Origin of the sequence: Streptomyces sp. NPDC044571, assembly GCF_040647115.1 — a bacterium.
GTDB lineage: Bacteria > Actinomycetota > Actinomycetes > Streptomycetales > Streptomycetaceae > Streptomyces.
The window spans coordinates 90,740-117,153 of sequence record NZ_JBEZBN010000005.1 but is presented as its reverse complement, the minus strand read 5'-3'; the positions used below and the strand labels follow the sequence as shown (position 1 = coordinate 117,153).

Annotated in this window: 19 protein-coding genes and 2 pseudogenes; 9 read left to right on the top strand and 12 right to left on the bottom strand. The window is 69.2% G+C overall.

Annotated features, from left to right (window positions below):
• Window positions 1–42: 42 nt before the first annotated feature.
• The 6 genes from AB0B01_RS04400 (at window position 43) to AB0B01_RS04375 (ending at window position 8,075) form a co-directional block, all read left to right on the top strand.
• Window positions 43–1,104, top strand: coding sequence for a signaling protein (locus AB0B01_RS04400; protein ID WP_361712758.1), 1,062 nt, complete (start codon window positions 43–45; stop codon window positions 1,102–1,104).
• 162 nt (window positions 1,105–1,266) lie between these two features.
• Window positions 1,267–3,261 carry a hypothetical protein gene (locus AB0B01_RS04395; RefSeq protein ID WP_361712756.1) on the top strand — a complete coding sequence of 665 codons (1,995 nt, stop codon included), beginning with the start codon at window positions 1,267–1,269 and terminating at the stop codon, window positions 3,259–3,261.
• Window positions 3,262–3,330: 69 nt separating this feature from the next.
• Window positions 3,331–4,836, top strand: coding sequence for a bifunctional cytidylyltransferase/SDR family oxidoreductase (locus AB0B01_RS04390; protein WP_361712754.1), 1,506 nt, complete (start codon window positions 3,331–3,333; stop codon window positions 4,834–4,836).
• Window positions 4,837–4,838: 2 nt separating this feature from the next.
• Complete coding sequence (locus AB0B01_RS04385; RefSeq protein WP_361712752.1) at window positions 4,839–5,660, top strand: rhamnogalacturonan acetylesterase; 822 nt, start codon at window positions 4,839–4,841, stop codon at window positions 5,658–5,660.
• Entirely contained in the window at window positions 5,657–6,460 is an 804-nt protein-coding gene (locus AB0B01_RS04380; RefSeq protein WP_361712750.1) for an Ig-like domain-containing protein, read from the top strand. The genes AB0B01_RS04385 and AB0B01_RS04380 overlap by 4 nt, the downstream gene beginning before the upstream one ends.
• 13 nt (window positions 6,461–6,473) lie before the next feature.
• Window positions 6,474–8,075 (top strand): glycosyltransferase family 2 protein, encoded by a 1,602-nt coding sequence (locus AB0B01_RS04375; protein ID WP_361712748.1) that lies wholly within the window; start codon window positions 6,474–6,476, stop codon window positions 8,073–8,075.
• 42 nt (window positions 8,076–8,117) lie between these two features.
• Here the strand turns inward: AB0B01_RS04375 and AB0B01_RS04370 are convergent, their stop codons facing one another.
• Entirely contained in the window at window positions 8,118–9,266 is a 1,149-nt protein-coding gene (locus AB0B01_RS04370) for a hypothetical protein (protein WP_361712746.1), read from the bottom strand.
• 127 nt (window positions 9,267–9,393) lie between these two features.
• Between AB0B01_RS04370 and AB0B01_RS04365 the strand changes: the two genes are divergently transcribed.
• A complete protein-coding gene (locus tag AB0B01_RS04365; protein ID WP_361712744.1) occupies window positions 9,394–10,458 on the top strand; it encodes an LCP family protein in 1,065 nt (354 codons plus the stop codon).
• A gap of 12 nt (window positions 10,459–10,470) precedes the next feature.
• On the opposite strand, the gene AB0B01_RS04360 is transcribed toward AB0B01_RS04365, so the two are convergent.
• The 10 genes from AB0B01_RS04360 to ngcE all read right to left on the bottom strand — a co-directional run bounded on the left by AB0B01_RS04360 (window position 10,471) and on the right by ngcE (window position 23,302).
• Entirely contained in the window at window positions 10,471–11,967 is a 1,497-nt protein-coding gene (locus AB0B01_RS04360; protein ID WP_361712742.1) for an amino acid permease, read from the bottom strand.
• 116 nt (window positions 11,968–12,083) lie between these two features.
• Window positions 12,084–14,000, bottom strand: a complete 1,917-nt coding sequence (dxs, locus tag AB0B01_RS04355) for a 1-deoxy-D-xylulose-5-phosphate synthase (RefSeq protein WP_361712740.1) — start codon at window positions 13,998–14,000, stop codon at window positions 12,084–12,086.
• 270 nt (window positions 14,001–14,270) lie between these two features.
• Window positions 14,271–15,530, bottom strand: a complete 1,260-nt coding sequence (locus AB0B01_RS04350) for a sugar ABC transporter permease (protein WP_361712842.1) — start codon at window positions 15,528–15,530, stop codon at window positions 14,271–14,273.
• 29 nt (window positions 15,531–15,559) lie between these two features.
• Complete coding sequence (locus AB0B01_RS04345; protein WP_356847032.1) at window positions 15,560–16,348, bottom strand: ATP-binding cassette domain-containing protein; 789 nt, start codon at window positions 16,346–16,348, stop codon at window positions 15,560–15,562.
• Between the two features lie 275 nt (window positions 16,349–16,623).
• Window positions 16,624–17,739 (bottom strand): substrate-binding domain-containing protein, encoded by a 1,116-nt coding sequence (locus tag AB0B01_RS04340; RefSeq protein WP_361712738.1) that lies wholly within the window; start codon window positions 17,737–17,739, stop codon window positions 16,624–16,626.
• A 117-nt stretch (window positions 17,740–17,856) separates the two neighbouring features.
• The gene (locus tag AB0B01_RS04335; RefSeq protein ID WP_361712736.1) at window positions 17,857–19,059 is read right to left on the bottom strand and encodes an ROK family transcriptional regulator; all 1,203 of its coding nucleotides are present in this window, start codon (window positions 19,057–19,059) and stop codon (window positions 17,857–17,859) included.
• A 423-nt stretch (window positions 19,060–19,482) separates the two neighbouring features.
• Window positions 19,483–19,881, bottom strand: a complete 399-nt coding sequence (locus AB0B01_RS04330) for a DUF4440 domain-containing protein (protein ID WP_361712734.1) — start codon at window positions 19,879–19,881, stop codon at window positions 19,483–19,485.
• Window positions 19,882–19,958: 77 nt separating this feature from the next.
• Window positions 19,959–20,882 (bottom strand): carbohydrate ABC transporter permease, encoded by a 924-nt coding sequence (locus AB0B01_RS04325; RefSeq protein WP_361712732.1) that lies wholly within the window; start codon window positions 20,880–20,882, stop codon window positions 19,959–19,961.
• A 13-nt stretch (window positions 20,883–20,895) separates the two neighbouring features.
• Entirely contained in the window at window positions 20,896–21,840 is a 945-nt protein-coding gene (locus AB0B01_RS04320; protein WP_361712730.1) for a sugar ABC transporter permease, read from the bottom strand.
• Between the two features lie 31 nt (window positions 21,841–21,871).
• Window positions 21,872–23,302, bottom strand: a complete 1,431-nt coding sequence (gene ngcE, locus AB0B01_RS04315; RefSeq protein ID WP_361712728.1) for an N-acetylglucosamine/diacetylchitobiose ABC transporter substrate-binding protein — start codon at window positions 23,300–23,302, stop codon at window positions 21,872–21,874.
• Between the two features lie 630 nt (window positions 23,303–23,932).
• Here ngcE and AB0B01_RS04310 point away from each other — a divergent pair.
• Window positions 23,933–24,055: a hypothetical protein gene (locus AB0B01_RS04310; RefSeq protein WP_361712726.1), complete on the top strand. Its 123-nt coding sequence runs from the start codon at window positions 23,933–23,935 to the stop codon at window positions 24,053–24,055.
• Between the two features lie 479 nt (window positions 24,056–24,534).
• Here the strand turns inward: AB0B01_RS04310 and AB0B01_RS04305 are convergent.
• Window positions 24,535–25,031, bottom strand: a pseudogene (locus AB0B01_RS04305) (dihydrodipicolinate synthase family protein); the annotation flags it as partial.
• 1,091 nt (window positions 25,032–26,122) lie between these two features.
• Between AB0B01_RS04305 and AB0B01_RS04300 the strand changes: the two are divergent.
• A pseudogene (locus AB0B01_RS04300) lies at window positions 26,123–26,314 on the top strand (MbtH family NRPS accessory protein); the annotation flags it as partial.
• Window positions 26,315–26,414 lie beyond the last annotated feature (100 nt).

The window sequence follows — 26,414 nt, the reverse complement described above, 5'->3', positions numbered from 1 at the left end:
GCGGCCGCGGGGCAGCCCGTCCAAGCTGGCAGAATACGGTGCATGGCGGATGGCAAGAGACCTTTCAGCCGCCGCACCCTGCTGTTCGCGGGCGGCGCGGTGGCCGCCGGGCTCACCACCACCGGCGGGCTGACCTGGGCCCTGCGGCCGGGTTCCGCGGAGCAGGACGGCCCTCGCGAGCCGGACAGCACCCAGCCGATGGCCGGCGACTTCGACATGCGGACCGGCACGCGACTGCTGGCCTCGACGCCGCTCTTCAATACGACGGGACCGCAGTCGTTCGCGTTCGACGACACGAACGGGCAGGTCTACACGCTGCAGACGGTGCAGGGCGGTATCCGGCTCGACGACGAGGAAGAGCCGGTGAGTGCGGGCGACCGCAAGGACGCCGGCGATATGTGCCTGACCCGGCTGAGCAGTTCCGGTGAAACGCTCGGGCATATGTATCTGCGCGGTTTCGGGCACGGCATTTCCTTCGGGGTCGAGCCGACCGGCCAGCGTACGTACATATGGGTGGAGGGGAACGCGGACGCCGCGAGCGGATACGGCCGCTCGGTGGTCCGGGTGCCGTTCAAGGACGGCGCGGTCCTGGACAGTTCCGACCCCTCGGTCCGGCATTTCGAGCCGCTCCCCGGCGCCTCCGGCGTCTCCCCCGCGCTCGACCTGGCCGGTGAGCGGGTGCTGGTCAGCCGCGAGGAGGAGGGCGTGCACCGGTTCGCCGTATACGGAATGCAGGACTTCCTGGCCGGGCGCTTCGGCGCCGCACAGGTCGTCAAGGCCGGCGTACAGGTCAAGGAAGAGGAGTGGTTCCAGGGTTGCGCCCTGTACGGGGACCACGTCTACGTACTGACCGGTGGTCCGTATACCGGTAAGAACGGGGACAACCCGCCGAAGTCCGGCGGAAATACCTATATCACCGTGATTGACGTGCGGACCGGGGAGGCGCAGGGGCGCCACCGCGTGACGGTCGCACCGGATCTGCCCTTCCGGGAGCCGGAGGGAATCGCGGTCAGGCGGGTCGGGTCACGGGCTGCTTTGTGCGTCGGATTTTCCGTGAAGGCGAAGGACCGGCGCGAGCTGGCGCTGTATCAGTACACCGGCTGAGAGCTCCGGAGACGGAGCGGCGAAGGTCACATATTCCGTGCTACGAAGCCGTTAATCATTGGCCCGCGGTTCACCCGGCGTTCTAGAGCCGTCCACAAGGCTGCTTATACTACTGCGACACTTCACGGGATTCTTATACCTCCACAGGGGAGGCACCGCACCATGGGCTCCAAGCGGCTGCGCGCCGTGCTCGGCGTTCTGATCACCTCTGGGCTCATCCTCAGCTTCCTGGGCATGCTGGTCGCCGTCGCGTTCGTCTCCCTCCCCCTGTTCGCGGGCTGCGCCGCCCTCAGCTACATCGCCGACCTGATGCTCCACAACACCGAGTCGACGACCCTGGAGCGGCTGCGCGATTCGCGCTTCGGCCTCACCATGCGCTTCCTGATCCGCCAGTTCCTACTGCTGGGCCTGTGCGGTGCGGTTTCGGACATCGAGTCGTTCGTGGCCCAGATGACCACCATCGGCCTGCTCCTGCTGTTCATCCTCCAGCTCGCGTACGGCGCGCTGCTCAAGCACGTCCGCAAGATGCGCAACGAGCTGCCGTTCACCACGCGCGGGCTGGACCTTGAGGCACTCGGCATCCGCCGCATGCCGCACCCGTTCCTGATGAACAAGCACGTCCGCAAGACGCTGCACCTGGACATCCCGCTGGTGGCCGGATCCCTCGCCACCATCGCGACGGACGACTGGCGCTACGTCACGTACGGCATGATCACCACCGTCTTCCTCGCCTACTTCTCCCTGCTGGTGCTGGTGCCCGACGCGCGCAACGCGCTGAAGCTGCCCACCACCGACGAGGCCATCGACGAGCTCAACCACCAGCTGGCCGAATACCGCCCCCAGGTCGCGCTCTACTTCACCTTCGCGGCCATCTCCAAAGACTTCATGTACCAGGTCAACATGTGGCTGGAGTCGCTGGAGGCGCTCGAACTGCGGCCCATCATCGTGCTGCGCGAGCGGGCCACCCTGCGCTACCTGGACGCGACGTCCGTGCCCGTCATCTGCATTCCCAAAGCAGACAATCTGGCGCGTATCGAAATGCCGGAACTGCGCGTCGCCCTTTACCCGGGCAATGCGGGCAAAAACGTGCACATGCTCCAGCGTGCCGAGGTCAAGCACGTGTTCATCGGCCACGGCGACAGCGACAAACTCGCCAGCAGCAACCGCGTCAGCAAGGTGTTCGACGAGATCTGGGTGGCCGGCCGGGCCGGCCGCGACCGCTACGAGCGCATCAAGCACGCCGTCTCGCACCACCAGATCGTCGAGGTCGGCCGCCCCCAGCTGATGTCCCTGCACCGCTGGACCGGAAAGGTCGCGGGCCCCATCCCCACCGTCATCTACGCCCCCACCTGGGAGGGCTGGACCGACGACGCCTGCTACACCTCGGTCATCCCGGCCGGCGAAAAACTGATCAAGGCGCTGCTGGACTACGAGCGCGAGATCCGCATCATCTACAAACCGCACCCGCTCACCGGCTCGCGCTCCGCCGAGGCCGCCGCCGCCCACCGCCGCGTCATCGCCCTCCTGGAAGAGGACAACGCGCGGCGTTTCGGCCGCAACCTCACCGACTCCAAGGCCGCCGCCAAGAAGCTCGCGCGAATCGACAAGCGCATCGCCGAGCTCTCCGAGCGCGGCGTGAGGTCCAAGTACCCGGACCTCACGGAGGAGGAGCGGACCGCGCGCATCCGGCGCAGCCGCAACCAGGCCGGCGCCCTGTACTGGAGCGCCGTACCCGACTCCGCGCACCACGTGGTGACCGACCGGATCCCGGCCCTCTACGACTGCTTCAACCAGTCCGACCTGCTCATCGGCGACATGTCCAGCGTCGTCTCCGACTTCGTCGCGACGCTGAAGCCGTACGCCATCTTCAACCTCGACGGGCTGCCGGACGACCAGTTCCGCAACGAGCAGCGGACGGCGTACGCCTCCTACCTGCTCGACGGCGACTGCAACGGTCTGGCGGAGGCCATCGAGGCGACGCTGAACCCGCGCGAGGACGTGATGGCGCCGTACCGCGAGCAGCTCAAGGAATACCTCCTCGGCGAGGAGTACCCGCCCAGCATCGTCCGCTTCAACGCGGCCGCGAACAACCTCTACCGGCGGGGGCTGCGCGACTTCCCCATCGAATACCCGGAGCCGATCCCCCACTCCGTGTGACCGCGTCGCACCGTCCCCACCCCGCCGTCCACCGCCGTGCCGCATCCCCACCCCAGGAAGTAGGAGTCCGTGTCCTCCAGACCTGCCCCCCGTCGCACCATCGCCGTCGTTCTCGCCGGGGGCACCGGTCAGCGCATCGGGCTCCAAATCCCCAAGCAGCTCATCAAGATCGCCGGCAAGCCGATCCTGGAACACACGCTGCACATCTTCGAGAACGCCCCGGACGTCGACGAGGTGATCCTCCTCATGACGCCCGCCTACGTGGAGGACGCGCGGCGCATCGTCGAGCGGGCCCACCTGGGCAAGGTCACACAGGTCCTCGCGGGCGGCTCCACCCGCAGCGAGACCACCCGGATCGCCATCAGCGCCGCGGCCTCGGGCCTCGCCGAGGGGGAGGACTGCAACCTCCTCTTCCACGACGCGGTACGCCCGCTGCTCTCGCAGCGCGTCGTCCGCGAATGCGTGGAGTCCCTGGAGCGCTACCAGGCCGTCGACGTCGCCATCCCGTCCTCCGACACCGTCATCGTGACCCGCACCCACGGGGACGACGGCGAGTTCATCACCGAGGTGCCCGACCGCTCCCGGCTGCGCCGCGGCCAGACCCCGCAGGGCTTCCGCCTGTCCACCATCCGCGCCGCCTACGACCGGGCGGCCGCGGACCCGTTCTTCCAGGCCACCGACGACTGCTCGGTGGTCGTCAAGTACCTGCCCGACGTCCCGGTCCACGTGGTCACCGGCGACGACTACAACATGAAGGTCACCCAGCCGGTCGACGTGTTCATCGCCGACAAGCTGTTCCAGCTCGCCTCCCACGCCGCGCCCGCACAGGCCGGCGAGCAGGCCTACCGGGAGCAGCTGGCCGGCAAGACGATGGTGGTCTTCGGCGGCTCGTACGGCATCGGCGCCGACATCTCGCGCATCGCCGAGGGCTTCGGGGCCCGCGTCTTCGCCCTGGGCCGCACCTCGACCGGTACGCACGTGGAGAACCTCGACCACGTCGAGGAGGCCCTCGCCCGGGCCTACGCCGAGACCGGCCGGATCGACTACGTCGTCAACACCGCGGGCGTGCTGCGCGTCGGCCGCCTCGACGAGACCGACAACGACACGATCCGGGAGGCGCTGGAGGTCAACTACCTCGCTCCCGTGAACATCGCCCGGACCTCGTACAAGTACCTGAGCGAGACCCGGGGCCAGCTGCTGCTGTTCACCTCCAGCAGCTACACCCGCGGACGCGCCGAGTACAGCCTGTACTCCTCGACCAAGGCCGCCATGGTCAACCTGACGCAGGCGCTGGCCGACGAGTGGGCCGAGGACGGCATCCGGGTCAACTGCGTCAACCCGGAGCGGACCGCGACCCCGATGCGCACCAAGGCGTTCGGCCAGGAGCCCTCCTCTTCGCTGCTGACCTCCGAGTCGGTGGCCCTGACCTCCCTGGACGTCCTCGTCTCGGAGATGACCGGACACGTGATCGACGTGCGCAAGCAGGACCCGACCACGACGCCGGCGCAGCGCTCCGGCTTCGAGGCGGCCCTGGCGTCCGTGCTGATCCAGACCACGGAGGACCAGGGGGTCTAGGCGTGACGTACGCACCCGGGCAGCAGCAGCACCGGCCGCGGAGGATCTTCGTGGCGGGCGACTCCGAGGCGGTCACCCGGCCGTACAGCTACCTGCCGATGGCGGGCTGGGCGCAGACGCTGCCGCTCTTCCTCACCGACGCGGTCGAGGTGGTCAACTGCGCCCGCGCCCGTGCGAGCTCGAAGAGTTTCCGCGAGCGCGGGCGGCTCCAGTGGATCCTCGACCAACTGGAGCCCGGCGACTACCTGCTGTTCGGCTTCGGCCAGATCGACTGGAAGACCGACCCCGGCCTGCACACCAAGCCGTTCTCCACCTTCCAGGAGCACATGGCCGCCTTCGTGCACGGGGCGCGGGAGCGGCAGGCCCACCCGGTGATCCTGCTGCCGTACGAGCGGCGCCGCATGGACGCCCACGGCAACGTCGCCCGTTTCCTGGGCGACTACCCGCTCGCCGCCCGGCAGCTGGCCGAGGACGAGCACGTCCCCGTCGTCGACCTGTACGGCCAGAGCCTTCAGTGGTGGGAGGAGCTCGGGCCGGAGTCGTCCAAGCTCGTCTTCACGTATCTGCGGCCGGGCGAGCCGCTCCTGGCGAACGTCCAGGACGGGGACAACGTGCACCTGCGGGCGGAGGGCGCGGTCGAGTGCGCCCGGTTCGTCGCCCGGAGCCTGGCCGAGCAGGGCGTCATCCCCTCCCACTGGGTCCGCGACCTCGACCGCCGCCGGTTCTCCTACGAGGAGATGGGCTGGCTGGACGAGGACACGTTCGCGCACCGTACGAAGTCCCGGGTGTCCGAGCCCGCAGTACGCAAGGAGTCCACCGCGTGAACCTCCTCCGCCGGGGACAGGCCGTCGGCGACACCCCTTCGCTCGGCACCGTCTACGCAGCCCTGTACAGCTCGGCCGACCCGCGGCGCGGCGCGTCCCCGGGCGAGACCGTCCAGTTCGGCCTGTCCGTGGCTCCCGATCAGGGCGCCTCGCGCGGCTGCGCGTACCTGACGGAGGAACCGCTGACCGCCGTCGGCGAGATCGTCGGCGTGCAGGGGCTGGAGTACTTCCCCGGGCAGCGCTGGTTCCGGGTCCGCGCGGACGCCGGGGAGCAGACGACGGGGGTCCTGCACCTGCGCGTCGGCGACTCGGCCACCGCCCGCAGCATCCGCCCCCGGATCCTCGTGGGCATCCCGGACGCGTCCGGCCGCAAGCTCGTGCGCACGGGCAGACTCGCCGCCGAACCCCTGCCGCTGCGGCCGCCCACGGCCCGCGGCCTGCGGATCGCGACCGAACCGGGCCGGCCGGGCACGGTGAACGTGCTGTCGGGGGCCCCGGCGGGAAGCACCGCGATCTCCGTGACTCAGCCGAAGAGCGGCCGGGCGGAGCTGTCGCAGGACGGCTGGGCCACCTACGCGCCCGCCCCCGGCTTCACCGGCTACGACCGGTTCACCTACACCGTGGGCACGGCGGCGTCCGCCAAGCTGACCTCGCACGTGAACGTCTTCGTGGGCTCCCTGGAACACATCCCGGGCGCCTTCCCGCAGCATCCCGCGGACAGCGCGCCGCGCCCCTGGCAATGGCCCGAGCTCACCGGGGAGATGCCGTGGCCCCGCCCCGCCGCCCCGCAGAACCGATGAGGATCCCGAGATCATGAACACCGCCGTCGTCGGCGCCACCGACGTCAAGGACGTCACGGTCGCCGTCCGGGTCTGCAACCAGGCCGCCGCGCTCGACGCCTGTCTGGCCTCCGTCCTCGTGCAGTCCATCGGCACGGACCGGCTGGAGATCATCGGTGTCGACGACGGCTCGACCGACGAGAGCGGGTCCGTACTGGCCCGTGCGGCGCACCAGTACCCCTCGTTCGTCCGCGCGGGCCAGGTGTCCCACGGGCTCAGCCCGGCGGCGGCCCGCAACTGGGCGCTGAGCCAGGTGCGCGGACGGTACGTCATCTTCCTGGAGGCCACGGACCGGCTGGCGCCCGACGCGCTGGAGAGGATGGTCACGGCCGCCGACACCCACGAGGCCGACGTCGTGCTCGGGAAGCTGGAGAGCGCGGGCCGGCATGCGGTCGCGACCTCGATGTTCCGCAAGAACCAGGCCTATGCCGATGTGTACGCCTCGCGGGTCTACTGGTCGCTGACGCCGGACAAGCTGTTCCGCACCAGCATGCTGCAGCGCCGGGGGCTGAGCTTCCCGACCGACATGCCGATCGGCGACGACCAGGCGTTCACCGCCGCCGCCTTCATCGGGGCGGACAACGTCTCCGTCGTCGGCGACGCGACCTGCGTGGTCAAGGGCGCCCCGCCGGCGGAGCGCGCGACGCTGCCGGACCGGGTCGCCCTCGCCTCCCGGATGCTGGGCGTGATCGCCTCGCAGCTGCCCGAGGGCCCGCGCCGGGACAAGCTGCAGTCCCGCCACCTGGAGGTGGAGCTCGGCAAGGCGACCGAGGCCGCCCTGCTGTCCGCCGCGGACGCGGCGGAGCGCGACCAGGCCCTGTGGGGCGCGGCCGAGGTGCTGCGCACCCAGGCCTCGCCGGGGGCGCTGGCCCTGCTGCCCCGGATGGTGGCCGTGCGGTACGCCCTGCTCGCGCAGGGCCGGTTCGCCGAGGCGCAGCGGATGGCCGCCTTCGAGGCGGACAAGGACCGGCCGGCCGTCCGCAAGACGGTGGAGAACGGCCGGGTGTTCACGACACTGCCGTTCTTCCGCGACCCGCAGGTCGCCCTGCCGGACGAGTTGTTCGACATCACCGGTGACATGACGGTGACCCACCAGCTGGAGAAGGCCCGCTGGGACGGGCCGATGCTGCTGCTGGAGGGCTTCGCCTTCTTCGAGCAGCTGTCGACGAAGGACCGCGCCACCCGCGTGGTGCTGCGGGAGCGCACGAGCGGCGCGCAGGAGAGCTACTCGGTGACGGCCCGCCGGGACGACACCCTGACCAACGCCAAGGGCAGGCCCCGGGCGATGGGCCGCTTCTCCTCCCGGGTCAACCTCGCGCAGACCTCCAGTGGCTGGCCCCTTCCCCCGGGCACCTGGGACCTCCACCTCGCGGTCGGCTTCGAGGGCGTGACGCAGGAGGTGCGGCTCGGCCCGCGGCGCTCCGCCGATCTCGACACGACCGCCCGGATGCCGGTGCGGATCGCGGCCGCGCCCGGTGCGCAGGGCATGGAGCTGGCGGCCACCCCGTACTACACGGAGTCCGGCGGCCTCACCATCGAGGTGTCCCAGCGCACGCCGCTGCCGCGGCACGCCTGACCGCCCGCCGGCCGCAGCCTGCGCCCGACGCCGCTGCCCGCCTCAGGCGGCGGCGTCCCAGGGGCCGAAGACCAGCCCCGGCTGGGTGGCGTCCTGGCGGGCGCAGATGAGGGTGCCGTCGGCGTCGAAGGCGGCGACGACGAGACGTCCGGCCGCGTCGACGGCGACCTGCGGGGCGTAGGCGCCGTGGCCGCCGAGGGAGGCCCACCACGCGCCGTACCCCTCGTTCTCGGTGACGTAGGCCGTGAGTTCGACGTCGCCCTCCGCACCGATCTGGGCGAGCACGGTGCAGTCGTAGCCGCCGATGACGGCCCTGACGACACCTGGCGCCCCCTGGCCCCCGGCGCCGCCCAGACTCATCAGGCCGCTCTGGACACCGCCCTGGGCCGCGCGCCAGGCGACGAGCGAGCCGTCGCCGGGGTACCGCCAGAAGTACGTCACCCTGCGCGGGCCCGTCTCGTACAGGACCGGGGTTCCCGGGACGACGGGCGTGGGGATGCGGTCGGCGAGCTGGAAGCGGCCCTGGCTGACACCCACCCAGCGGTCGGCTCCGGCCGGCCCGAGGGCGAGCAGCTCCAGCGGCCCGCCGACGGCCATCAGCGGGGTCGCGTCACCGCGGTAGGGCTCGGGCGAGACCAGCTTCCACCCGCCCCAGACGCCCTCGGCGTTGCGGCTGCGCCGCAGGATGCCACCGTGGCGCAGGGAGACGATGACGTGCGTGGAGCCGGAGCGCTGGTTGACGGCGATGCGCGGGGGACCGGCCAGGGCGTCGTCCGGGGGGCCGCCGCGCAGGCCGGGGGTGCCGAGGCTGTGCCAGTCGTAGATGCCGCGGCCCGGCTGGAACTGGGTGGACACGATGACCTCGGGGCTGCCGGAGCCGTGCGCAGCGGCCCTGAGGGCGACGAAGTGGACATATCCCTCGCGGCTCTGCGCCATGGAGACGGACCCCGTCCAACCAGGCACGTCGAGGGCCTCGGGGCCGGTCCAGCCGGTGTGGGGGGCGGCGGCCTCGGTCCAACGCAGAAGGCCGTGCGGGCCGCTGGCGTAGGCGCTCAGACGCCCGTCGGCTCCGGCGAACAGCCAGTTTCCGGCCGGGGGCGCAAGGGGCGGGGCGCCGGCTCCGGGCAGGGCGCCGGCCTCGGCGCCGCGGGCCGAAGAGGCAGCCCGGCCAACGCCTTTGCCTCGGATCACGCCGCTGTCCACCCTTCTGCCGAGTATGTCCACTGTGCGAGCGACAGGGCTCTGCACCCATAAGAATCAGCCACTCGAAAGTGTGTCTTATGATGCACCCCATCGATAATAGAAGGGCCCTGCCTCCATGACCGACCGCCCCTCGGCCTCTTCCCCTTCGTCCCGGCGCAAGCCGAGGCGCGGCGGCAGGCGAGTCCTGCGCATCGTGCTGCTGACGACGGCGGTCCTCATCCTGGCCGTCGGCGGCGTCGGCTGGTGGACGTACAGCCACCTCAACGGCAACATCGACAGCGTCGACCTCGACCAGGCCATCGGGGACAACCGGCCGAAGAAGGTCGTCGCGGGCGCCCAGAACGTCCTGGTGCTCGGCTCCGACTCGCGGGCCGGGGCGAACGGGGACCTCGACCACGGCGACGTCAGCGGCGCCCGCTCGGACACCGCGATGCTGGTGCACATACCCGAGGGCCGGGCCAGGGCCACCGCGGTCAGCATCCCGCGCGACACCCTGATCAACCGGCCCGAGTGCAAGGACGGCGAGGGCAACACGGTCAAGCCCGCCAACCGGGTCATGTTCAACTCGGTCTACTCCCTCGCCGGCCCCGCCTGCGTGGTCAAGACCGTGGAGGAGATGTCGGGGATCCGCGTGGACCACTTCGTGGAAGTGGACTTCGCCGGGTTCAAGGGGCTGGTGGACGCCCTGGGCGGGGTCACCGTCACCCTGGACAAGCCGATGAGCGGCGCGAAGGGCGGCCTCAAGCTGGACGCGGGCACGCACCGGCTGAACGGCACCGACTCGCTGAAGTTCGTCCGCACCCGCTACGGCTACGGCGACGGCAGCGACCTGGGGCGCATAGGCCTCCAGCAGCAGTTCATGATGGCCATGCTGTCGGAGATCAAGAGGCAGGACGCCCTCGGCAACCCCGCCCGGCTCTACAAGCTCGCGGACGCCGGCACCAAGTCGTTGACCACCGACTCCGACCTGGGCTCGCTGACCGCCCTGGCCGACTTCGCCCAGAGCATGAAGGGCGTGGACCCGGACACCATGGAAACGATCATGCTGCCGGTGGCCTACGACAAGGTCGACCCGAACCGTGTCGTCGTCGCACAGCCCCAGGCGGGCCTGCTGTGGGAGGCTCTGCGCACCGACCAGAAGATCCCGGCCGAGGCGAAGAAGTCACCCGCCAAGGGCTGATTCAAAGCTCCCTCAGAACTCCGCGCCGCGCCCGACCTTGTGCAGGCGGCTGTTGCGGCGTCCGTACAGGAAGTAGACGAAGAAGCCGATCACCATCCAGATCCCGAAGCGGATCCAGGTCTCCGTCGGCAGGTTGAGCATCAGCCACATCGAGGCCGCGATCGACAGGATTGGGATCACCGGCACCCACGGGGTGCGGAAGGACCGGTGGAGATCGGGGCGGGTCCGGCGCAGGACGATCACGCCGAGGGCCACCACCACGAAGGCGAACAGGGTGCCGATGTTCACCAGTTCCGCGAGCTTCTCAAGGCTGGTGAAGCCGGCGACGACGGCGATGAGCACACCCAGCAGGACGGTCGCCCTGTAAGGGGTGCGGTACTTCGGGTGGGTGACGGAGAAGACGCGCGGCAGCAGTCCGTCACGGCTCATCGCGAAGAACACCCGGGTCTGGCCGAGCAGCAGGATCATGCACACGGTGATCAGGCCGACGGCCGCACCGAGGCTGATGGCGCCGGCGAAGAAGGGCTGGTCCACCGACTTGAAGGCTTCGGCGAGCGGGGCGCTCGCCGACATCTGCCGGTAGTCCTGCATGCCGGTGACCACCAGCGTCACCGCCACGTAGAGCACCGTGCAGATGAGGAGCGAGCCGAGGATGCCGCGCGGCATGTCCCGCTGGGGGTTCTTGGTCTCCTCGGCCGCGGTGGCCACGACGTCGAAGCCGATGAAGGCGAAGAAGACGAGAGAGGCCGCGGTGAAGATGCCCATGACGCCGAAGTTGGTGGGTTCGTAGCCGAAGAGCACCTGGACCAGCGGCGCCTTCAGGCCGCTGCCCGCGGGTTGCGGCTCGGCCGGAGGGATGAACGGCGAGTAGTGGTCCGCCTTGATGAAGAACAGGCCCGCGATGATGACCAGCAGCACGACGGTGACCTTGATGGCGACGACGATCGCGGTGATCCGGGCCGAGAGCTTCGTCCCGACGACCAGGATCGCGGTGAGGACCAGGACCAGCAGGAAGGCCAGCAGGTCGAAGGTTCCCCCCGCGTCGGGCCCGGCCAGCGCGACGGGCAGGTCCCAGCCGAGGTTGGTGTGCATGAGGTGGCGCACGTACCCGGACCAGCCGACCGCCACGACGGCGGTGCCGAGCGCGAATTCGAGCACCAGGTCCCATCCGATGATCCAGGCGGGCAGTTCACCGATCGAGGCGTACGAGAAGGTGTACGCCGAGCCGGCCACCGGCACGGTGGACGCGAACTCGGCGTAGCAGAGCGCCGCGAGGGCGCAGACGATGCCGGACGCCACGAAGGCGAGGGCGGTGGCGGGTCCGGCGTTGTTCCGGGCTGCGATGCCCGTGAGGACGAAAATGCCGGTGCCGATGATGACGCCGACGCCGAAGACGGTCAGGTCCCATGCGGACAGGGACTTGCGGAGCGCGTGTTCCGGCTCCTCGGTGTCCCGGATGGACTGTTCCACCGTCTTGGTGCGGAAGGGACTGTTGAGATCCGTACTCACCGACGTACCTCCGTACGGGGACGCACGCGAAAGGGCCGGGAGGCCCACCTCCTTCAGGGTGATCTCCCGGCCCGTGACGTGCAACCGCGCCTCGGCCCTCTGGCCTAGTCGCCGGCCTAGTCGACCGCGGCGGCCGGCTCGCTGTCGAAGCGCCCGTCCAGCTTCGCCACCAGACCGGTGACCTGGCGCGCGATGTCCGGAGCGGTCAGGCCGATCTCCGCCAGGATCTCCTTGCGCAGGGCGTGGTCCAGGAAGCGCTGCGGGATGCCGAAGTCGCGCAGCGGTACGTCCACACCGGCGTCGCGCAGCGCCTGCGAGACGGCGGCGCCCACACCGCCGGCGCGGCCGTTGTCCTCGACGGTGACGACCACCCGGTGCCGCTCGGCGAGCGGGGCCAGTGCCTCGTCGACCGGCTTGACCCAGCGGGGGTCGACCACGGTCGTGGAGATGCCCTGCTTGTCGAGCAGGTCGGCGATCTCCAGGCACATCGGGGCCATGGCTCCGACCGAGACGAGCAGTACGTCCGGCCGGGTGACCTCGGGGGCGGGCCCGCGCAGCAGGTCCATGCCGCCGATGCGGCCGACGGCCGGGACGGCCGGGCCGACGACGCCCTTGGAGAAGCGGACCACGGTCGGGGCGTCCTTGACCTCGACGGCCTCGCGCAGCTGGGCGCGCAGCTGCTCCGCGTCGCGCGGGGCGGCCAGCCGCAGGCCGGGCACGACCTGCAGGATCGACATGTCCCACATGCCGTTGTGGGAGGCGCCGTCGTCACCGGTGACACCGGCGCGGTCCAGGACGAAGGTGACACCGCACTTGTGCAGGGCCACGTCCATCAGGACTTGGTCGAAGGCGCGGTTGAGGAAGGTGGCGTACACCGCGAAGACGGGGTGGACCCCGCCCGTGGCCAGGCCGGCCGCGGAGGTCGCGCCGTGCTGCTCGGCGATGCCGACGTCGTAGATGCGGTCCGGGAAGGCCTCGGCGAACTTGTTGAGGCCGACCGGGTGCAGCATGGCGGCGGTGATGCCGACGATGTCGGGGCGCTCGTGGCCGAGCTTGACCATCTCGTCGGCGAAGACCGAGGTCCAGCTGGCGGCGGCGGTCTTGACGGGCAGACCGGTGTCCGGGTGGATCACGCCGACCGCGTGGAAGCGGTCCGCCTCGTGCTCCAGTGCCGGGGTGTAGCCGCGGCCCTTCTGGGTGAGGCAGTGCACGATGACCGGGCCGCTGAAGCGCTTGGCGCGCTGCAGGGCGGACTCCAGGGCCTCGATGTCGTGGCCGTCGATGGGCCCGATGTACTTCAGGCCGAGGTCCTCGAACATGCCCTGGGGGGCGATGAAGTCCTTGAGGCCCTTCTTGGCGCCGTGCAGGGTCTCGAAGAGAGGCTTCCCGACGACGGGGGTGCGCTCCAGGATCTCCTTGCCGCGGGCCAGGAAGCGCTCGTAGCCGTCCGTGGTGCGCAGGGTGGCCAGGTGGTTCGCGAGGCCGCCGATGGTGGGGCCGTACGAGCGCTCGTTGTCGTTGACGACGATCACCAGCGGGCGGTCCTTGGCGGCGGCGATGTTGTTCAGCGCCTCCCAGGCCATGCCGCCGGTGAGCGCGCCGTCGCCGATGACGGCCGCGACGTGGTGGTCGTCCCGGCCGAGGACCTCGTTGGCCTTGGCGAGGCCGTCGGCCCAGCCCAGCACCGTGGAGGCGTGCGAGTTCTCGATCACGTCGTGCTCGGACTCGGCCCGCGAGGGGTAGCCGGACAGACCGCCCTTGGTGCGCAGGCCGCCGAAGTCCTGGCGGCCCGTGAGGAGCTTGTGCACGTAGGCCTGGTGGCCGGTGTCGAAGAGGACCTTGTCCTTGGGCGATTCGAAGACCCGGTGCAGGGCGATCGTCAGTTCGACCACACCGAGGTTGGGGCCGAGGTGCCCGCCGGTCTTGGAGACGGCGTCGACGAGGAAGGACCTGATCTCGGCGGCGAGCTGGGTGAGCTCCTCCTGACTGAGCCGGTCCAGATCGCGCGGTCCCTTGATGCGGGTCAGCAGCACCCGTGCCTCCTTGCAGTTGCTTGCTGGTCTGTCGAGTCTAATGTTCCGTCGGCGAGCGAAGTCATCGGGCTGCCGTAGGCGGGTCACAGCTCTGTGATACCTGTACACATCACCCTGATGTCACACATCACATACGGGCGTTTACCCACACAGCTGTACGTAAGGCATCCGTGCCGGCGCACGCACATGTGCCCGGCGCCACACGGAGTGGCACCGGGCACTGTGACCGTTCTTACCGTTCCTACCGCTCTTGCCGCACCGGGCGCGGTGTCAGGCGCGTCCGGCCGTCTTCTGGGTCTTGCGGGTGACCGAGTCGATGACCACGGTCGCCAGCAGCACCGCACCGGTGATCATGTACTGGATCGGCGTGGCGATTCCCTCAAGGGCCAGACCGTACTGGATCGAGGTGATCACCATGACACCGAGGAGGGCGTTCCACGTGCGGCCGCGGCCGCCGAAGAGGCTGGTGCCGCCGATCACGGCCGCCGCGATCACGTTCATCAGCAGGTCGCCGGCGCCGGCGCTCTGGTTGGCCGCCGCGATCTTGGAGGCCCAGAACAGGCCGCCGATGGCCGCGAAGGTACCGGCGATGGCGAAGACCGCGATGCGGATCCCGGTGACGTTGATGCCCGCACGGCGGGACGCCTCGACGCTGCCGCCGAGGGCGAACACGTTGCGGCCGAACGTCGTGCGGCGCAGGACGAAGTCCGTTCCGACCAGCACCACCACGAAGAGCACCACCGCGAGGGGCAGGCCCTTGTACTGGTTGAACACCGCGGCGGGGCCGAAGGTGAACAGAGCGAGCAGGCCGGTGCGCAGCACGAGCTCGCTCATCGGGCGGGAAGGGACCCCCGCGGCCTGGCGGCGGCGGTTGTCGTAGAAGCTCGCCAGGAAGTATCCGACCACGGCGACCGCCGCGAGGCCGTAGCCCGCCGCCACGTCCGAGAAGTAATACGTGGTGAGCTGCCCCACCACGCCGTCGGAGTCGAGGTTGATCGTGCCGTTGCTGCCGAGGATCTGCAGCATGGCTCCGGACCAGAACAGCAGGCCCGACAGGGTGACCGCGAAGGCCGGCGCGCCGATCTTGGCGAAGAAGAAGCCGTGGATGGCCCCGATCAGGGCGCCGCCGCCGATGGCGAGCAGGATCGCCACCCACTCGTTGACCCCGTGGGTGACGGCGAGGACGGCGACGATCGCACCCGAGACACCGCTGACCGAGCCGACCGAGAGGTCGATCTCGCCGAGCAGCAGCACGAAGATGATGCCCACGGCCATCATGCCGGTGGCCACCATCGTGATCGCGATGTTGGTGAGGTTCTCCGGGGACAGGAAGTTCGAGTTCAGTCCCTGGAAGATGCCCCAGATGATGATCAGGCCGATCACGACCGGGAGGGATCCGAGGTCGCCGGCCTTCATCTTGCGGCCGAACTCGCTCAGGTAGCCGGCCAGGCCCTGCTCGCGGACGAGGAGGCGCGGGTCCACCACGGGAATGGCGTCCGCCGGGGCGGCGGGGTTGGCCAGCTTGGCCACCTCTTCCGCCGCGGTGTGGTGTTCGGTGCTCACTTGCGAGCCTCCCCGGTACGGGCCGCCCGGCGGGTCACGGCGTTGTCCGTGGCTCCCGTGATGGCGGAGATGATCTCTTCCTGCGAGGTGTCCTTGACGGCGAAGACACCGTTGTTGCGGCCCAGCCGCAGGACCGCCACCTTGTCGGCGACGGCCTTCACATCGGCCATGTTGTGGCTGATGAGGATGACGGCGTGGCCGCGCTCGCGCAGCCGCTCCACGAGGTCGAGGACCTGGGCGGTCTGCTCGACGCCGAGGGCGGCGGTGGGCTCGTCGAGGATGACGAGCTGGGGCTCGCCCAGCATCGAGCGGGCGATCGCCACGGTCTGGCGCTGACCGCCGGAGAGGGACGCGATGGGGATGCGGACACTGGGGATCCGGATGGACAGGGTGGTCAGGAGCTCGCGGGCGCGGCGCTCCATCTCCACCTCGTCCAGGACACCGCGGCGCTTGAGCTCGCGGCCCAGGAACAGGTTGCCGACGACGTCGATGTTGTCGCACAGCGCGAGGTCCTGGTAGACCGTCGCGATGCCCAGGTTCTGGGCGTCATGGGGCTTGTTGATCGAGACCGGCTTGCCCTCCCATTCGATGACTCCGTCATCGATGGGGTGGACGCCGGCGATCGTCTTGACGAGCGTGGACTTGCCGGCGCCGTTGTCGCCGACCAGGGCGACCACCTCGCCGGAGTGGATTTCGAGCTCTACGTCGGTGAGCGCCTGGACGGCACCGAATCGCTTCGAGACCCCTCGCAACGCCAGCACGGGCGCAGCGGACACATGAACCATCTCCTTCGCCGCCTGACCGGCGGGGATGTCGTGCAGTAAGTGCAGGAGCGGGGTGGGTGGGGGAACGTTTCTGCCCGGCGCCCCGCGGCCGGCGGGGGAAGAGGGGCGGGGCGCCGGGCAGGCGCGTGGGGTCCTGGGGACCGGAGGCCGCGGGGGCGGGCCTCCGGTCGGCAGGACTGGGGGCCTCGCGGGCCCCGGGGGGCCCGCGTGGGGCCGGACACCGGCCCGGACCGGGCCGGGAGGCCTACGTATTTCTACGTATGCCCCCGAGCGGCCTACTTCAGGCCGAGGGTGGCGCAGGCGGCCGCGTACTTGTCGGTGCAGATCTCGTCGGCCGTGTAGACACCGTCCTTGATGACAGTGTCCTTGATGTTGTTCTTGGTCAGCGAGACGACCGGGACCAGGACCGAGGCGATGCCCTTGGTGGTGGGGCTGTCGACCTTGGAGGTGGTGACGCCCTCAAGCTTCTCGCCCTTGGCGAGCGCCACGGCCATCTTCGCGGCGGCCTCGGCCTCGGGGGCGTAGGGCTTGTAGACGCTCATGAACTGCTCGCCCGCGACGATGCGCTGCACACCGGCGAGTTCCGCATCCTGGCCGGTGACCGGGGGCAGGGGGGACATGTTGGCCGCCTTGAGGGCGGTGATGATGCCGCCGGCCATGCCGTCATTGGCGGAGTAGACGCCGATGATCTTGTCCTTGCCGAGCGCCGAGATCGCACCCGCCATGTTGGTGTTGGCGTTCTCGGGCTTCCACTCCTTGGTGTCGTACTCCTTGCCGATGTTCACCTTGCCGTCGAGGACGGAGTGGGCGCCCTTCTTGAAGAGGGCGGCGTTCGGGTCGGTGACCGACCCGTTCATCATCACGATGTCGCCGTCCTTGGCCTTGTCGCCCAGGGCCTCCAGCAGGGCCTTGCCCTGGACCTTGCCGACCTCTTCGTTGTCGAAGGAGGTGTAGGCCTCGATCGGGCCCTCGGCGAGGCGGTCGTAGGCGACGACCGGGATGCCGGCCTCCTTGGCCTTCTTGACCGAGCCGGCGATGGCCTTGGAGTCCACGGCGTCGATGACCAGGACGTTCACCTTGTTGGTGATCATCGTGTCGACCTGGGAGTTCTGCGTGGTCGCGTCCTGCTTGGCGTTGGCGTAGACCACCGTGGCCTTGCCGTCCGTGAGTTCGGAGACCTTCTTCTCGAAGAGCGGCTTGTCGAACTTCTCGTAGCGCGCGGTCTGGTTCTCCGGCAGGAGCAGACCGATCTTGATCGCACCACCCGCGGTGCCGGAGCCGGACTCCTTCGGCTTCTCGCCGGCCTCCTTGGCGCTGCCACAGGCGGCAAGGGAAGCGGCCATTGCGGTGGCGGCTACGGCTACGGCGGCTCTACGCATACGCGTGTTCATTACTTGAACCTCCCTGACGAGGCCGCAACGTTGCGGCCGAGGTGAGCGTGAGTCAACCTCGGCCGCAGTTTGTCGTCAAGGAGTGAATCCTTAACGAGATGACAACGGTGCCATCCGTTATCTAACTGAAGACAAGAGAGGGCGCCCCGGCGAATCGGTCAGAAGGGTCGAATCGCCCATCTCGCTCAGCACCAGGGCGAGCGCTCCGAGCACCTCGGCCCTGCCCCCCAACGAGCCGGTGAGGACCGAGAGTTGGCGTGCCGCGCTGGGGATCGCGTACCTGCCCACGGACTCGCGTATGGGGCCCAGGACCAGTTCACCAGCCTCGGCCAGGGAGCCGCCGAGCACCACGCGGCTCGGGTTCAGAACATTGCACAAATTGGCGACACCACTACCCACATGGCGGCCCACGTCGGCGATCACCCGGCGGCATCCCGGGTCACCCTCCCGGGCGAGTTCGACCACCCGCTCCATGGTGAGGTCGGGCCCGTGGGTGCTCTGGAGCAGCGGCAGCACGTAGCGGGCCGCCGCGAAGGTCTCCAGGCAGCCGCGGTTGCCGCAGCGGCAGACCGGGCCGGACTCGTCCAGGGTGATGTGCCCGATCTCGCCGGCGGTGCCGCCGGGCCCCCGGTAGATCTGTCCGTTGATCACCAGGCCGGCGCCGACACCGCTGGCGACCTTGATGTACGCGAGGTCCTTGACCCCCCGGCCACTGCCCCACACCAGCTCCCCGAGCGCCCCGAGGTTGGCGTCGTTGTCCACGTAGACGGGCACGCCGAGGCGCTGGGAGAGCTCCTGGCGGGGGTTGATCCCGGCCCAGCCCGGCAGGATCGCGGTGGAGCCCAGGGTCCCGGACTCCACGTCGATCGGACCGGGGACGCCGAGGCCCACGCCGATGACCTTCTCCCGGCTCACGCCTATGGCGGCGATCAGCTCCCCGACCAGCGCTTCCGCCCGGTTGAAGCCGTCGGCCCAGGAGGCGTCCACGTCGAGCGGGGCGGCCTCCTCGGCCAGGACCTGGTGGGCGAGGTTCCCGACCGCCACCCGCAGGTGGGTGTGGCCGAAGTCCACGCCGATCACGATGCCCGCGTCACCGCTGAGCGAGACGCTGCGGGCCCGGCGGCCGCCCGCCGAGGTGTCCGTGACCTCGACGGTCCCACCGTCCTTGAGCTCGCGGACGATGTTGGAGACCGTGGCCGCCGAGAGTCCGGTGGACCGGGCGATCTCCGCCTGGGTCAGCGAACCCGCGAGCCGCACGGCCCGCACGACCCGTTCGAGATTCGCGCGGTGCAGTGACGACTGCGATCCGGGAGTCTGCACGACTCATCCACTCCTGCCCATGAACGACGGCCGGCCGTCGCCCCCCGGCCGGCATCGCGGCTTGCCGCTCCGAGACGCCGGCGTCTCTCCAACTTGTGAACCTTAAGTCGAGCCTTTGCCCCTCCAGACGTCAAGAGGCTGAGACAGCACGAAACGGGCACTACCGGTCATAAGTATGAGAGACATCCTCAAAGATCGTGCTACGGGGCCGCTGGGGCGCCGTTCCGTCCCGCGGCGGGCCGGCTCGGGCACCGCGCCGCGAGAGGGCCGTGCCATGAGAGCGCCGCGCCCTGAACCGCGCCGCGAGAGGCCGGGCACGCGCCCGGCCGGCCCGTGGGACCGTGCGGCGACGCCGCCATGCCCCTGACACACGGCACCGTCGGCGTCGCGGCGCGTCCGCGCCCGGATACGAGCTCGGTCGCCTCAGGGCTGGTCATACCAGGAGAACGCGGCGATCCGCCAGCCCTCCGGGGTCCGGACGAACTGGAAGGTCTTGGTCCCGCCACCCTCGAACGGCTCACCGTCCAGGATCCCCGCCTTGCGGTACGTGCCGAACCGCGACGCGATGTCGCCTGCGATGTCGGTCCGCTCGGAGGTCTCCCATTCGGAGAACTCGGTCAGCCGGCCCTCGGCCAGCAGCCGCCGGCGCGGCTCGATGAACGCGTCCACGGTGTAGACCGCCAGGTCCGGGCCGGTCTTGACGATCACGCCGCCGGGGAGGACCAGCCGACGGATGCGGGCCACGTCGGCAGGCCGGCCTCCCCGGTTGTCGAAGGCCCCGAAGAACTCGGCGGTCAGCGCGTCTATCTCGTTCTTGGACATGGCGAGACCGTAACACCCCGCGCCCGCGGGGCCGTTGGGCCGGCGGGGCGGCTCCTGCGCTGCTTGAGGGCGGCCCGCTACTTGAGGGTGGCCGAGGTCAGTCCCGCCTGGATCTGGCGCTGGAAGGACAGGTAGACCACCAGCATCGGGATCATCGCGATGGTCACACCGGCGAACAGCACCGGCAGGTCCGTCTCGTAGCCCATCTGGTACTGGAGCTGGATCAGCCCCTGGGTGAGCATGTAGCGCTCGGGGTCCGATCCGGTCTGCGGCTGCATCAGCACCGAGGGCAGGATGTACTGGTTCCACTGGCCCAGGACATTGAATATCCCGACGCTGATCAGGCCGGGCTTGGCCATCGGCAGCATCACCTGGAAGAAGATCCGGGTGTCGGAGGCCCCGTCGATCACCGCCGCCTCGTGCACGGCCGTCGGGAGCGTACGGAAGAAGGAGTGCATGAAGAAGACGGTGAAGGGCATCGAGTAGGCCACGTACACCAGGATCAGACCGTGGTACGTGTTGAGCATGTCCAGGCGCTTGACCATGAAGAACAGCGGGACGAGGGCCAGGAAGACGGGGAACATCGCCCCGCTGACGAAGAAGTAGTAGACGAGCCGGTTGCCCGGGAAGGGGTAGCGGGCCAGCACGTACGCCGCCATCGAGCCGAGCAGCATGGTCAGCGGGACCGAGAACGCCATCACGATCAGCGTGTGGGCGAAGTAATCGCCGATGCCCTTGTCCCAGGCCCGGGAGAAGGCGTCGAAATGCCAGTTCGAGGGCCAGCTGAGGGCCGATCCGCCGATCTGCGCGTCGGTCTTGAACGAGCCGAGCGCCAGCCAGAGCAGCGGCAGGACGATCAGTATCGCCCAGACGGCGAGGAAGCCGTGCGAGAAGACGTTCAGCACCATGCCCTCGGAGCCGCGGGTCCCGCGCTCCTTGGGGCGGCCGCCGCCGGCCCGTTCGGCCGAGGCTTCGCCCGGTGCTTTGATCACTGTGGTCATCGGGGTCTCCCGCTCAGAACTCGATGCGCTCGCGGCGGGTGGCGCGCAGCGTGACGACGGAGAGGATCATGGTCAGGAGGAGCATGACCACGCCCATGGCGCAGGCGTAGCCGCTCTTGCCGAAGTACAGGAAGTTGCGCATCAGCACGGTGGCCATGACCTCGCTGTGGTGGTCGGGTCCGCCGCCGAACTGGCCGGAAGTCATCGTCGACACCAGGACGAACATGTCCATCGCGGCGATGCCGAGGTAGACCGCGGACGTCTGCACAGAATCCCACAGCAGGGGCAGCGTGACCTTGAGGAAGGTCTGGGCGCGCCCCGCGCCGTCGAGCAGGGCTGCCTCGTAGATGTCCTTGGGTACGGACTGCATGGCGGCCGAGAAGAGGACCAGGTAGAAGCCCACCCCGTGCCAGACCACCACCAGGAGCAGGCACCACAGCACGAGGTTCGGCCGGTTGAGCCATTCGACGGGGTGGGCCGGGTCGACGAGGCCCAGTCGGGCGAGGAAGCCGTTGAGGAGGCCGCCCTCGTCGCTGCGGTACACGGCGCCGAAGAGGACCGCGAGGATGGCGAGCGAGAGGACCTGGGGGAAGAAGTAGACGATCTTGTACACGCGGGAGCCGCGGACTCCGCGCACCCCGCCGGCCCCGCTGCGCCCTCCCGCGTTCACCATGAACGCGAAGAAGAGGGCGAGCAGGATCGTGACGGTGGGGACGAACACCAGGAGCAGCAGGTTGTGCCACAGGGCGCCGCGGAAGACCTCGTCCTCCAGCAGGGCCGCGTAGTTGTCGAGGCCGACGAAATCGAACGTCGGCGACTGGCCCGACCAGTTGGTGAAGGAATAGCCGAACGTCTGGATGTACGGCCAGATGACGAACGTCAGGTACAGGGCGAGCGGAAGGATGAGGAAGCCGGTGATGAAGCCGGCCCGTCCTCCGCTCTGGGCTGCTTGGTTCATGGTGTCCGTCCCACGGTGTCCGTCCCCGGCGTCAGCTGCGGCGGTTGTTCTTCGCGTTCGGGTCCTTCGCAGCCTTGTCTACCGCAGCCTGGGCCCGCTTGATCCATTCCTTTGGCTGGATCCGCTTCGCCATCAGCTCATTGGACGCGTTCTGGATCTCGGTGTCCATCTCGCTGTACCAGTCGGGGTAGAGGTAGTTGAAGGTGTTCTCACCGGCGGCCTTGACGGCCGCCACCGCCGAGGCGGTACCCGGGCGCAGCTTGACGTCGGGGTCGACGCCGTCCTTGACCACGGTGAGGGAGTTGGCCTGCTGGGCGAAGACGGTCGACCATTCGCGCGACAGCATCGAGCGCAGGAACTCCAGGCCTGCGGCCTTGTTGGCGGCCTTCTCCGGGACGATGAAGGGTTCGCCCGCGCCGGCCCGGATGGCCTCGAAGGGGAGCTTGCTGTCGGCGAGCAGCGGGATCGGCAGGAACTTCATGTCGAAGTCCTCCGGGGTCTGCTTGAGCTGCTCGTTCTCCAGCCAGGAGCCGGAGGGGATGAAGGCCGCCTTGTACTGGTTCCAGGCGGTCTGGGACTCCGTGTGGGTGAGGCCGTTGGTGCCCGCCATCAGCAGGCCCTTCTCGACGACCTCGTACACCGCCTCGACCGCCGCGAGGGCCGCGGGGTTGCCCTCGAAGGCGTTCGGTTCGAGGTTGTCGATCGCCTTCATGGCCTCCAGGCCGCCCTTCTTGGCGATCAGGTCCATGATGACGACATTGATGTAGTACGGGTACTTCCCCTGGTGGGCGAGGCCGCCGATGCCGGCGTCCTTGGCCTTGGTGCAGATGTCGAGGAACTGGTCCCAGGTCTTCGGCTCGGTCCAGCCCTTCTCCTTGAAGAGCTTGCCCGAGTACCAGAAGCCGTAGACCGTGTAGACGTAGTAGAGGGCGACGAACTTGCCGCCCTGGGTTCCCTGTTCCACGGTGCCGGGGATCAGCATGTCCCGGACCTTCTTGGCGGGGTCGTCGAGCGAGGGCGCGTCGAGTACCGGGGTGAGCTCGGCGAGCTGACCGCCCTTGGCGAGGACGTCGATCTTGATCTGCTGGGCGCCGGAGTCGTCGACGACGTCCGGCGGGTTGCCGCCGTTGAAGCGCGGCTGGAGTTTGGCGGCGATCTCCTGAGTGCCCAGGTGGGAGCTGGTCGTGCCCCACTTCTTGTCGAAGGCGGACTCCCAGGACTTCGCGTAGTCGTCGCCGAACCCGCCCTTGAAGACGACGACGTCCAGCTTGCCGCCCTTGTTGACGCCGAACGGGTTCTCCTTGGTCACGGGCGCCTTGCCCGGTCCCTTCGTGGTCTCCTCGCCGCCGGAGGCGCAGGCGGACAGGAAGCCCATCGTCGGCACGGCGATCAGGCCGAGTGCCGCGGAGCGCTTGATCAGGTCGCGGCGGCCGAGACCGTCACCAGTGGATCCCATGCTCATGTCCTCGCCTTCGTCAGAAGTGTGAAGGAGGCCGGAAAGGCACGGCGGTTGCCGTGCACGCGGACATCACCGCAGCTCCCCGCCCATCCCCCGGTCCGGTGCCGTTCACAGCGCGGCGGGCCGGACGCGCACAGGTATAGTCCACTTCCGCTCGCGTGAGCAAGATCATGCGCACGGATGTCCGTCAGCTTTTCCGAGTTGAGACCTCCCCGAAACCTGCCTTCCGGCCAAATAAGCGGAAGGGCCGTACCCCCTTGACGGGGATACGGCCCTTTGGTGCCGCTGGTACCGCTGGTGCGACTAGCCGCGGATGAGGTTGCGCGGCACGTACTGCGACGTGCTCCCGCTGCACGTTTAGTTCTGCAGGATCTCAAGGACGATGGCATTCTGAGCAGCGATCCTCGCATCAGATCGCCACAATGCGCATAGTTTCCGGGCGTGGAGAGCAAATCTGGCTGAGTTTTCCTACCGCCAACGCAGCACCTCAACACGCGCGGCACGGAGAGTCAACGTGCTCCGTTGGCGGTTGCCCGTGTTCCGCCCGCTGCTATGGCGGCGGGTCCGGGTCCTCGCGTGACCGGGCCCCTGCGCGGCCCCTTCATTGCCGATCCCCGACCTTCTCGCCAGTAGATGCTTCGGCGCGATCTCCTCGGCTTCTGCAAGGCCGAAGGCATGGCCGACCCCAACGACCCGATCTGCTTCACGCTCGGCATGCTGCGCTTCCTCGGCGACGACGTCGCCAGCACCTTGTAGGAGCGCGGCTGGGCGGTGGCCGACCCGGACGTCGTGTCGCTCGCGTGGTTCTGGCCGCCCACCGCCCCGGTCGGCTACGGCGGTCTTCCCGAGTGGGCGAGCGAGACCATGCGGAAGCGGCCGCACCTTTTCGGACCGCGTCACACGCCGTGGACGGCCCCGACCCGGCTCACGAAGACCGGGACGACATGGACGCTCGAGTACGGCAAGGCCATCGCGCAGTCGCCGGACGCCCCGCGCGCATACGCGGACGAGGCCGAGTTGCGAGCGGACCTCGAACGCATCGAGTGCCGGCCGATGCCCGTCGACGAAGCCAAGCGCCTCCGTGCGGAACGGATCGTCGCCGTCACCACCGCGATCGCCCACGACAACCACTACCTCGCGGTCTTCCCCACCGAGCCGCCTGCACGTGGTCACCGCCAGCCGAGCGGTCATCGCCCACCACCGTCGGGCACCGGACGGAGCCGGGCAGACCATCCGTCGTACGCCCTCCGGACGTCGCCGCTGAACTCCTTCACCGCGACGATGGACCCGTCCTCGTGCAGGCTCGCGAGCAGCGCGGGTGTCAGGTCGACCTTGGTGTCGATCGGGTTGTTGTACGCGACGACGGGCAGGCCGGCTTCGGCGACCTCCGCGTAGTGGGCGCGTACGGCCCGCTCGTCCGTCCGGTAGGCGTTCGGCGGCAGGAGGAGGACGGAACCGGCGCCGGCCTCGGCGGCCTGCTCGGCCCAGCGGCGGGACTCGGCGCTGCATAGGCGGCGACGCCCGGCATGACGCGGGCTCCGTCGCCGGCCGCCCCGACGGCGGTGCGGACGACCTGGGCGCGCTCGGCGTCGGTCAGGGTCTGGCACTCGCCGAGGGAGCCGTTCGGGACGACGCCGTCGCAGCCGTTGGCGATCAGCCAGGCGACGTGCTCGGCATAGGCGTCGTGGTCGACGGAGAGGTCCTCGCGGAAGGGGAGGGCGGTGGCGACCATGATGCCGTGCCAGGGCTGGGCACGGCGCGCCGGGGCATGCTCGCGGTCATGAAGGGTCTCCCTCAGGTGGTGTGTGACATTTCACCATTCCCCTTCCGATCGCCACAAGAGGCCACAAGAAGCAACAAGGGAGCCCGCGGGCTCAGGAGGCCTCGACCGGCCGGCGACCGGCGACGGTCACGGTGGCGTCCAGCTCGTCGTCCGTGGCCACGAGCGCGTGCAGCCCGGCGGCGGTGACGCCGGCCACGGCCTCGTCGGACTGCCGCTCGCATACGGAACGTTGGAGAGCAGGACGTCCACCCGCCCCTTCAGCTCCTCGGGCAGCGCGTCGAAGAGGTCGCCCTCGTAGACGTGCCCGCCGGCCGCGGTGACGTTGCGCCGCGCGCAGCGGACGGCGGCCGGGTCGACGTCGGCGGCATGCAGCTGGTTACACGGCGGCGCTCGCCTTGCGCGTACGGACACCATTCGCGCAAACGTGACATAGCGTCAGTCGGGGCCGACGGGAGGGGTGGTGTGATCTTGTCGGTGCAAGTTGGCCGGGAAGCGATGGGTACAAGCCATTGTCGGTGCGGTCGCAAACGGGGAACCACCCCCTATGCGGGCCCTCGTACCACGCCCGCTCCGATTCATGGCCGAAGTTCGGAAATTGGCTGCCGACGACTGTCGAATCTCAGGTGAGTATCCGGACCCTCCGCCTCCGTCGTACGGGTCGACGTACCGTCAACCCGCCTTCTACGCGAAGGTGCTCACGGCACCCTCTCGCGCGGCCCTGACCAGGGAAGATGACCTCGACGGACTGTTGAACCACCCTGCGGAACCGTCGATCGGGGCGCCGTCGGCGACCCGGCCCATCCCGCCGGAAACCCACCCGGGTATGCCTCGACCACAGCCATCCGAGACCGATCGGAATCAGCCAAACACGATTGATCGGTTGCCGACGCCATACCAAAGGTGAGGGTTCACGACAACCCACGAAAAGGCTTTTCTTCTGCCGCGCCATGCTCATAGGGTGACGCAAGATCAACTGACTGAACACAGCCAGAAGTTCGTGCTTGCAGTTATCGCTGCAAAAGGCATTTAGGGGGAAAAGAATGTCTACCGACAGATTCGAGCGTCACCTCGTCGTCGTCAACGAGGAAGAGCAGTACTCCATTTGGCCCGAAGGGAAGGAAATTCCCGCCGGCTGGCGGTCTGTGCACGGGCCGTCGGAAAAGGACGAATGTCTGGAGTACATCGAAACGCATTGGACCGACATGCGCCCTTTGAGCCTGCGTCGTGCCATGGCCGCCGAGGATCCCGCCCTGAGTGCGACCGGCGCTGACGCGCCTCGCGCCCACGGGGGGATCACGGGTCATGCGGGGGCTTGACGTACGTCCCCGGCAC

Coding starts and splice junctions, on each gene's coding strand:
- AB0B01_RS04400 (WP_361712758.1), top strand. CDS start 43: ATGGCGGATGGCAAGAGACCTTTCAGCCGCCGCACCCTGCTGTTCGCG.
- AB0B01_RS04395 (WP_361712756.1), top strand. CDS start 1,267: ATGGGCTCCAAGCGGCTGCGCGCCGTGCTCGGCGTTCTGATCACCTCT.
- AB0B01_RS04375 (WP_361712748.1), top strand. CDS start 6,474: ATGAACACCGCCGTCGTCGGCGCCACCGACGTCAAGGACGTCACGGTC.
- AB0B01_RS04365 (WP_361712744.1), top strand. CDS start 9,394: ATGACCGACCGCCCCTCGGCCTCTTCCCCTTCGTCCCGGCGCAAGCCG.
- AB0B01_RS04345 (WP_356847032.1), bottom strand. CDS start 16,348: ATGGTTCATGTGTCCGCTGCGCCCGTGCTGGCGTTGCGAGGGGTCTCG.
- AB0B01_RS04340 (WP_361712738.1), bottom strand. CDS start 17,739: ATGAACACGCGTATGCGTAGAGCCGCCGTAGCCGTAGCCGCCACCGCA.
- AB0B01_RS04330 (WP_361712734.1), bottom strand. CDS start 19,881: ATGTCCAAGAACGAGATAGACGCGCTGACCGCCGAGTTCTTCGGGGCC.
- AB0B01_RS04325 (WP_361712732.1), bottom strand. CDS start 20,882: ATGACCACAGTGATCAAAGCACCGGGCGAAGCCTCGGCCGAACGGGCC.
- AB0B01_RS04320 (WP_361712730.1), bottom strand. CDS start 21,840: ATGAACCAAGCAGCCCAGAGCGGAGGACGGGCCGGCTTCATCACCGGC.
- ngcE (WP_361712728.1), bottom strand. CDS start 23,302: ATGAGCATGGGATCCACTGGTGACGGTCTCGGCCGCCGCGACCTGATC.
- AB0B01_RS04310 (WP_361712726.1), top strand. CDS start 23,933: ATGCTTCGGCGCGATCTCCTCGGCTTCTGCAAGGCCGAAGGCATGGCC.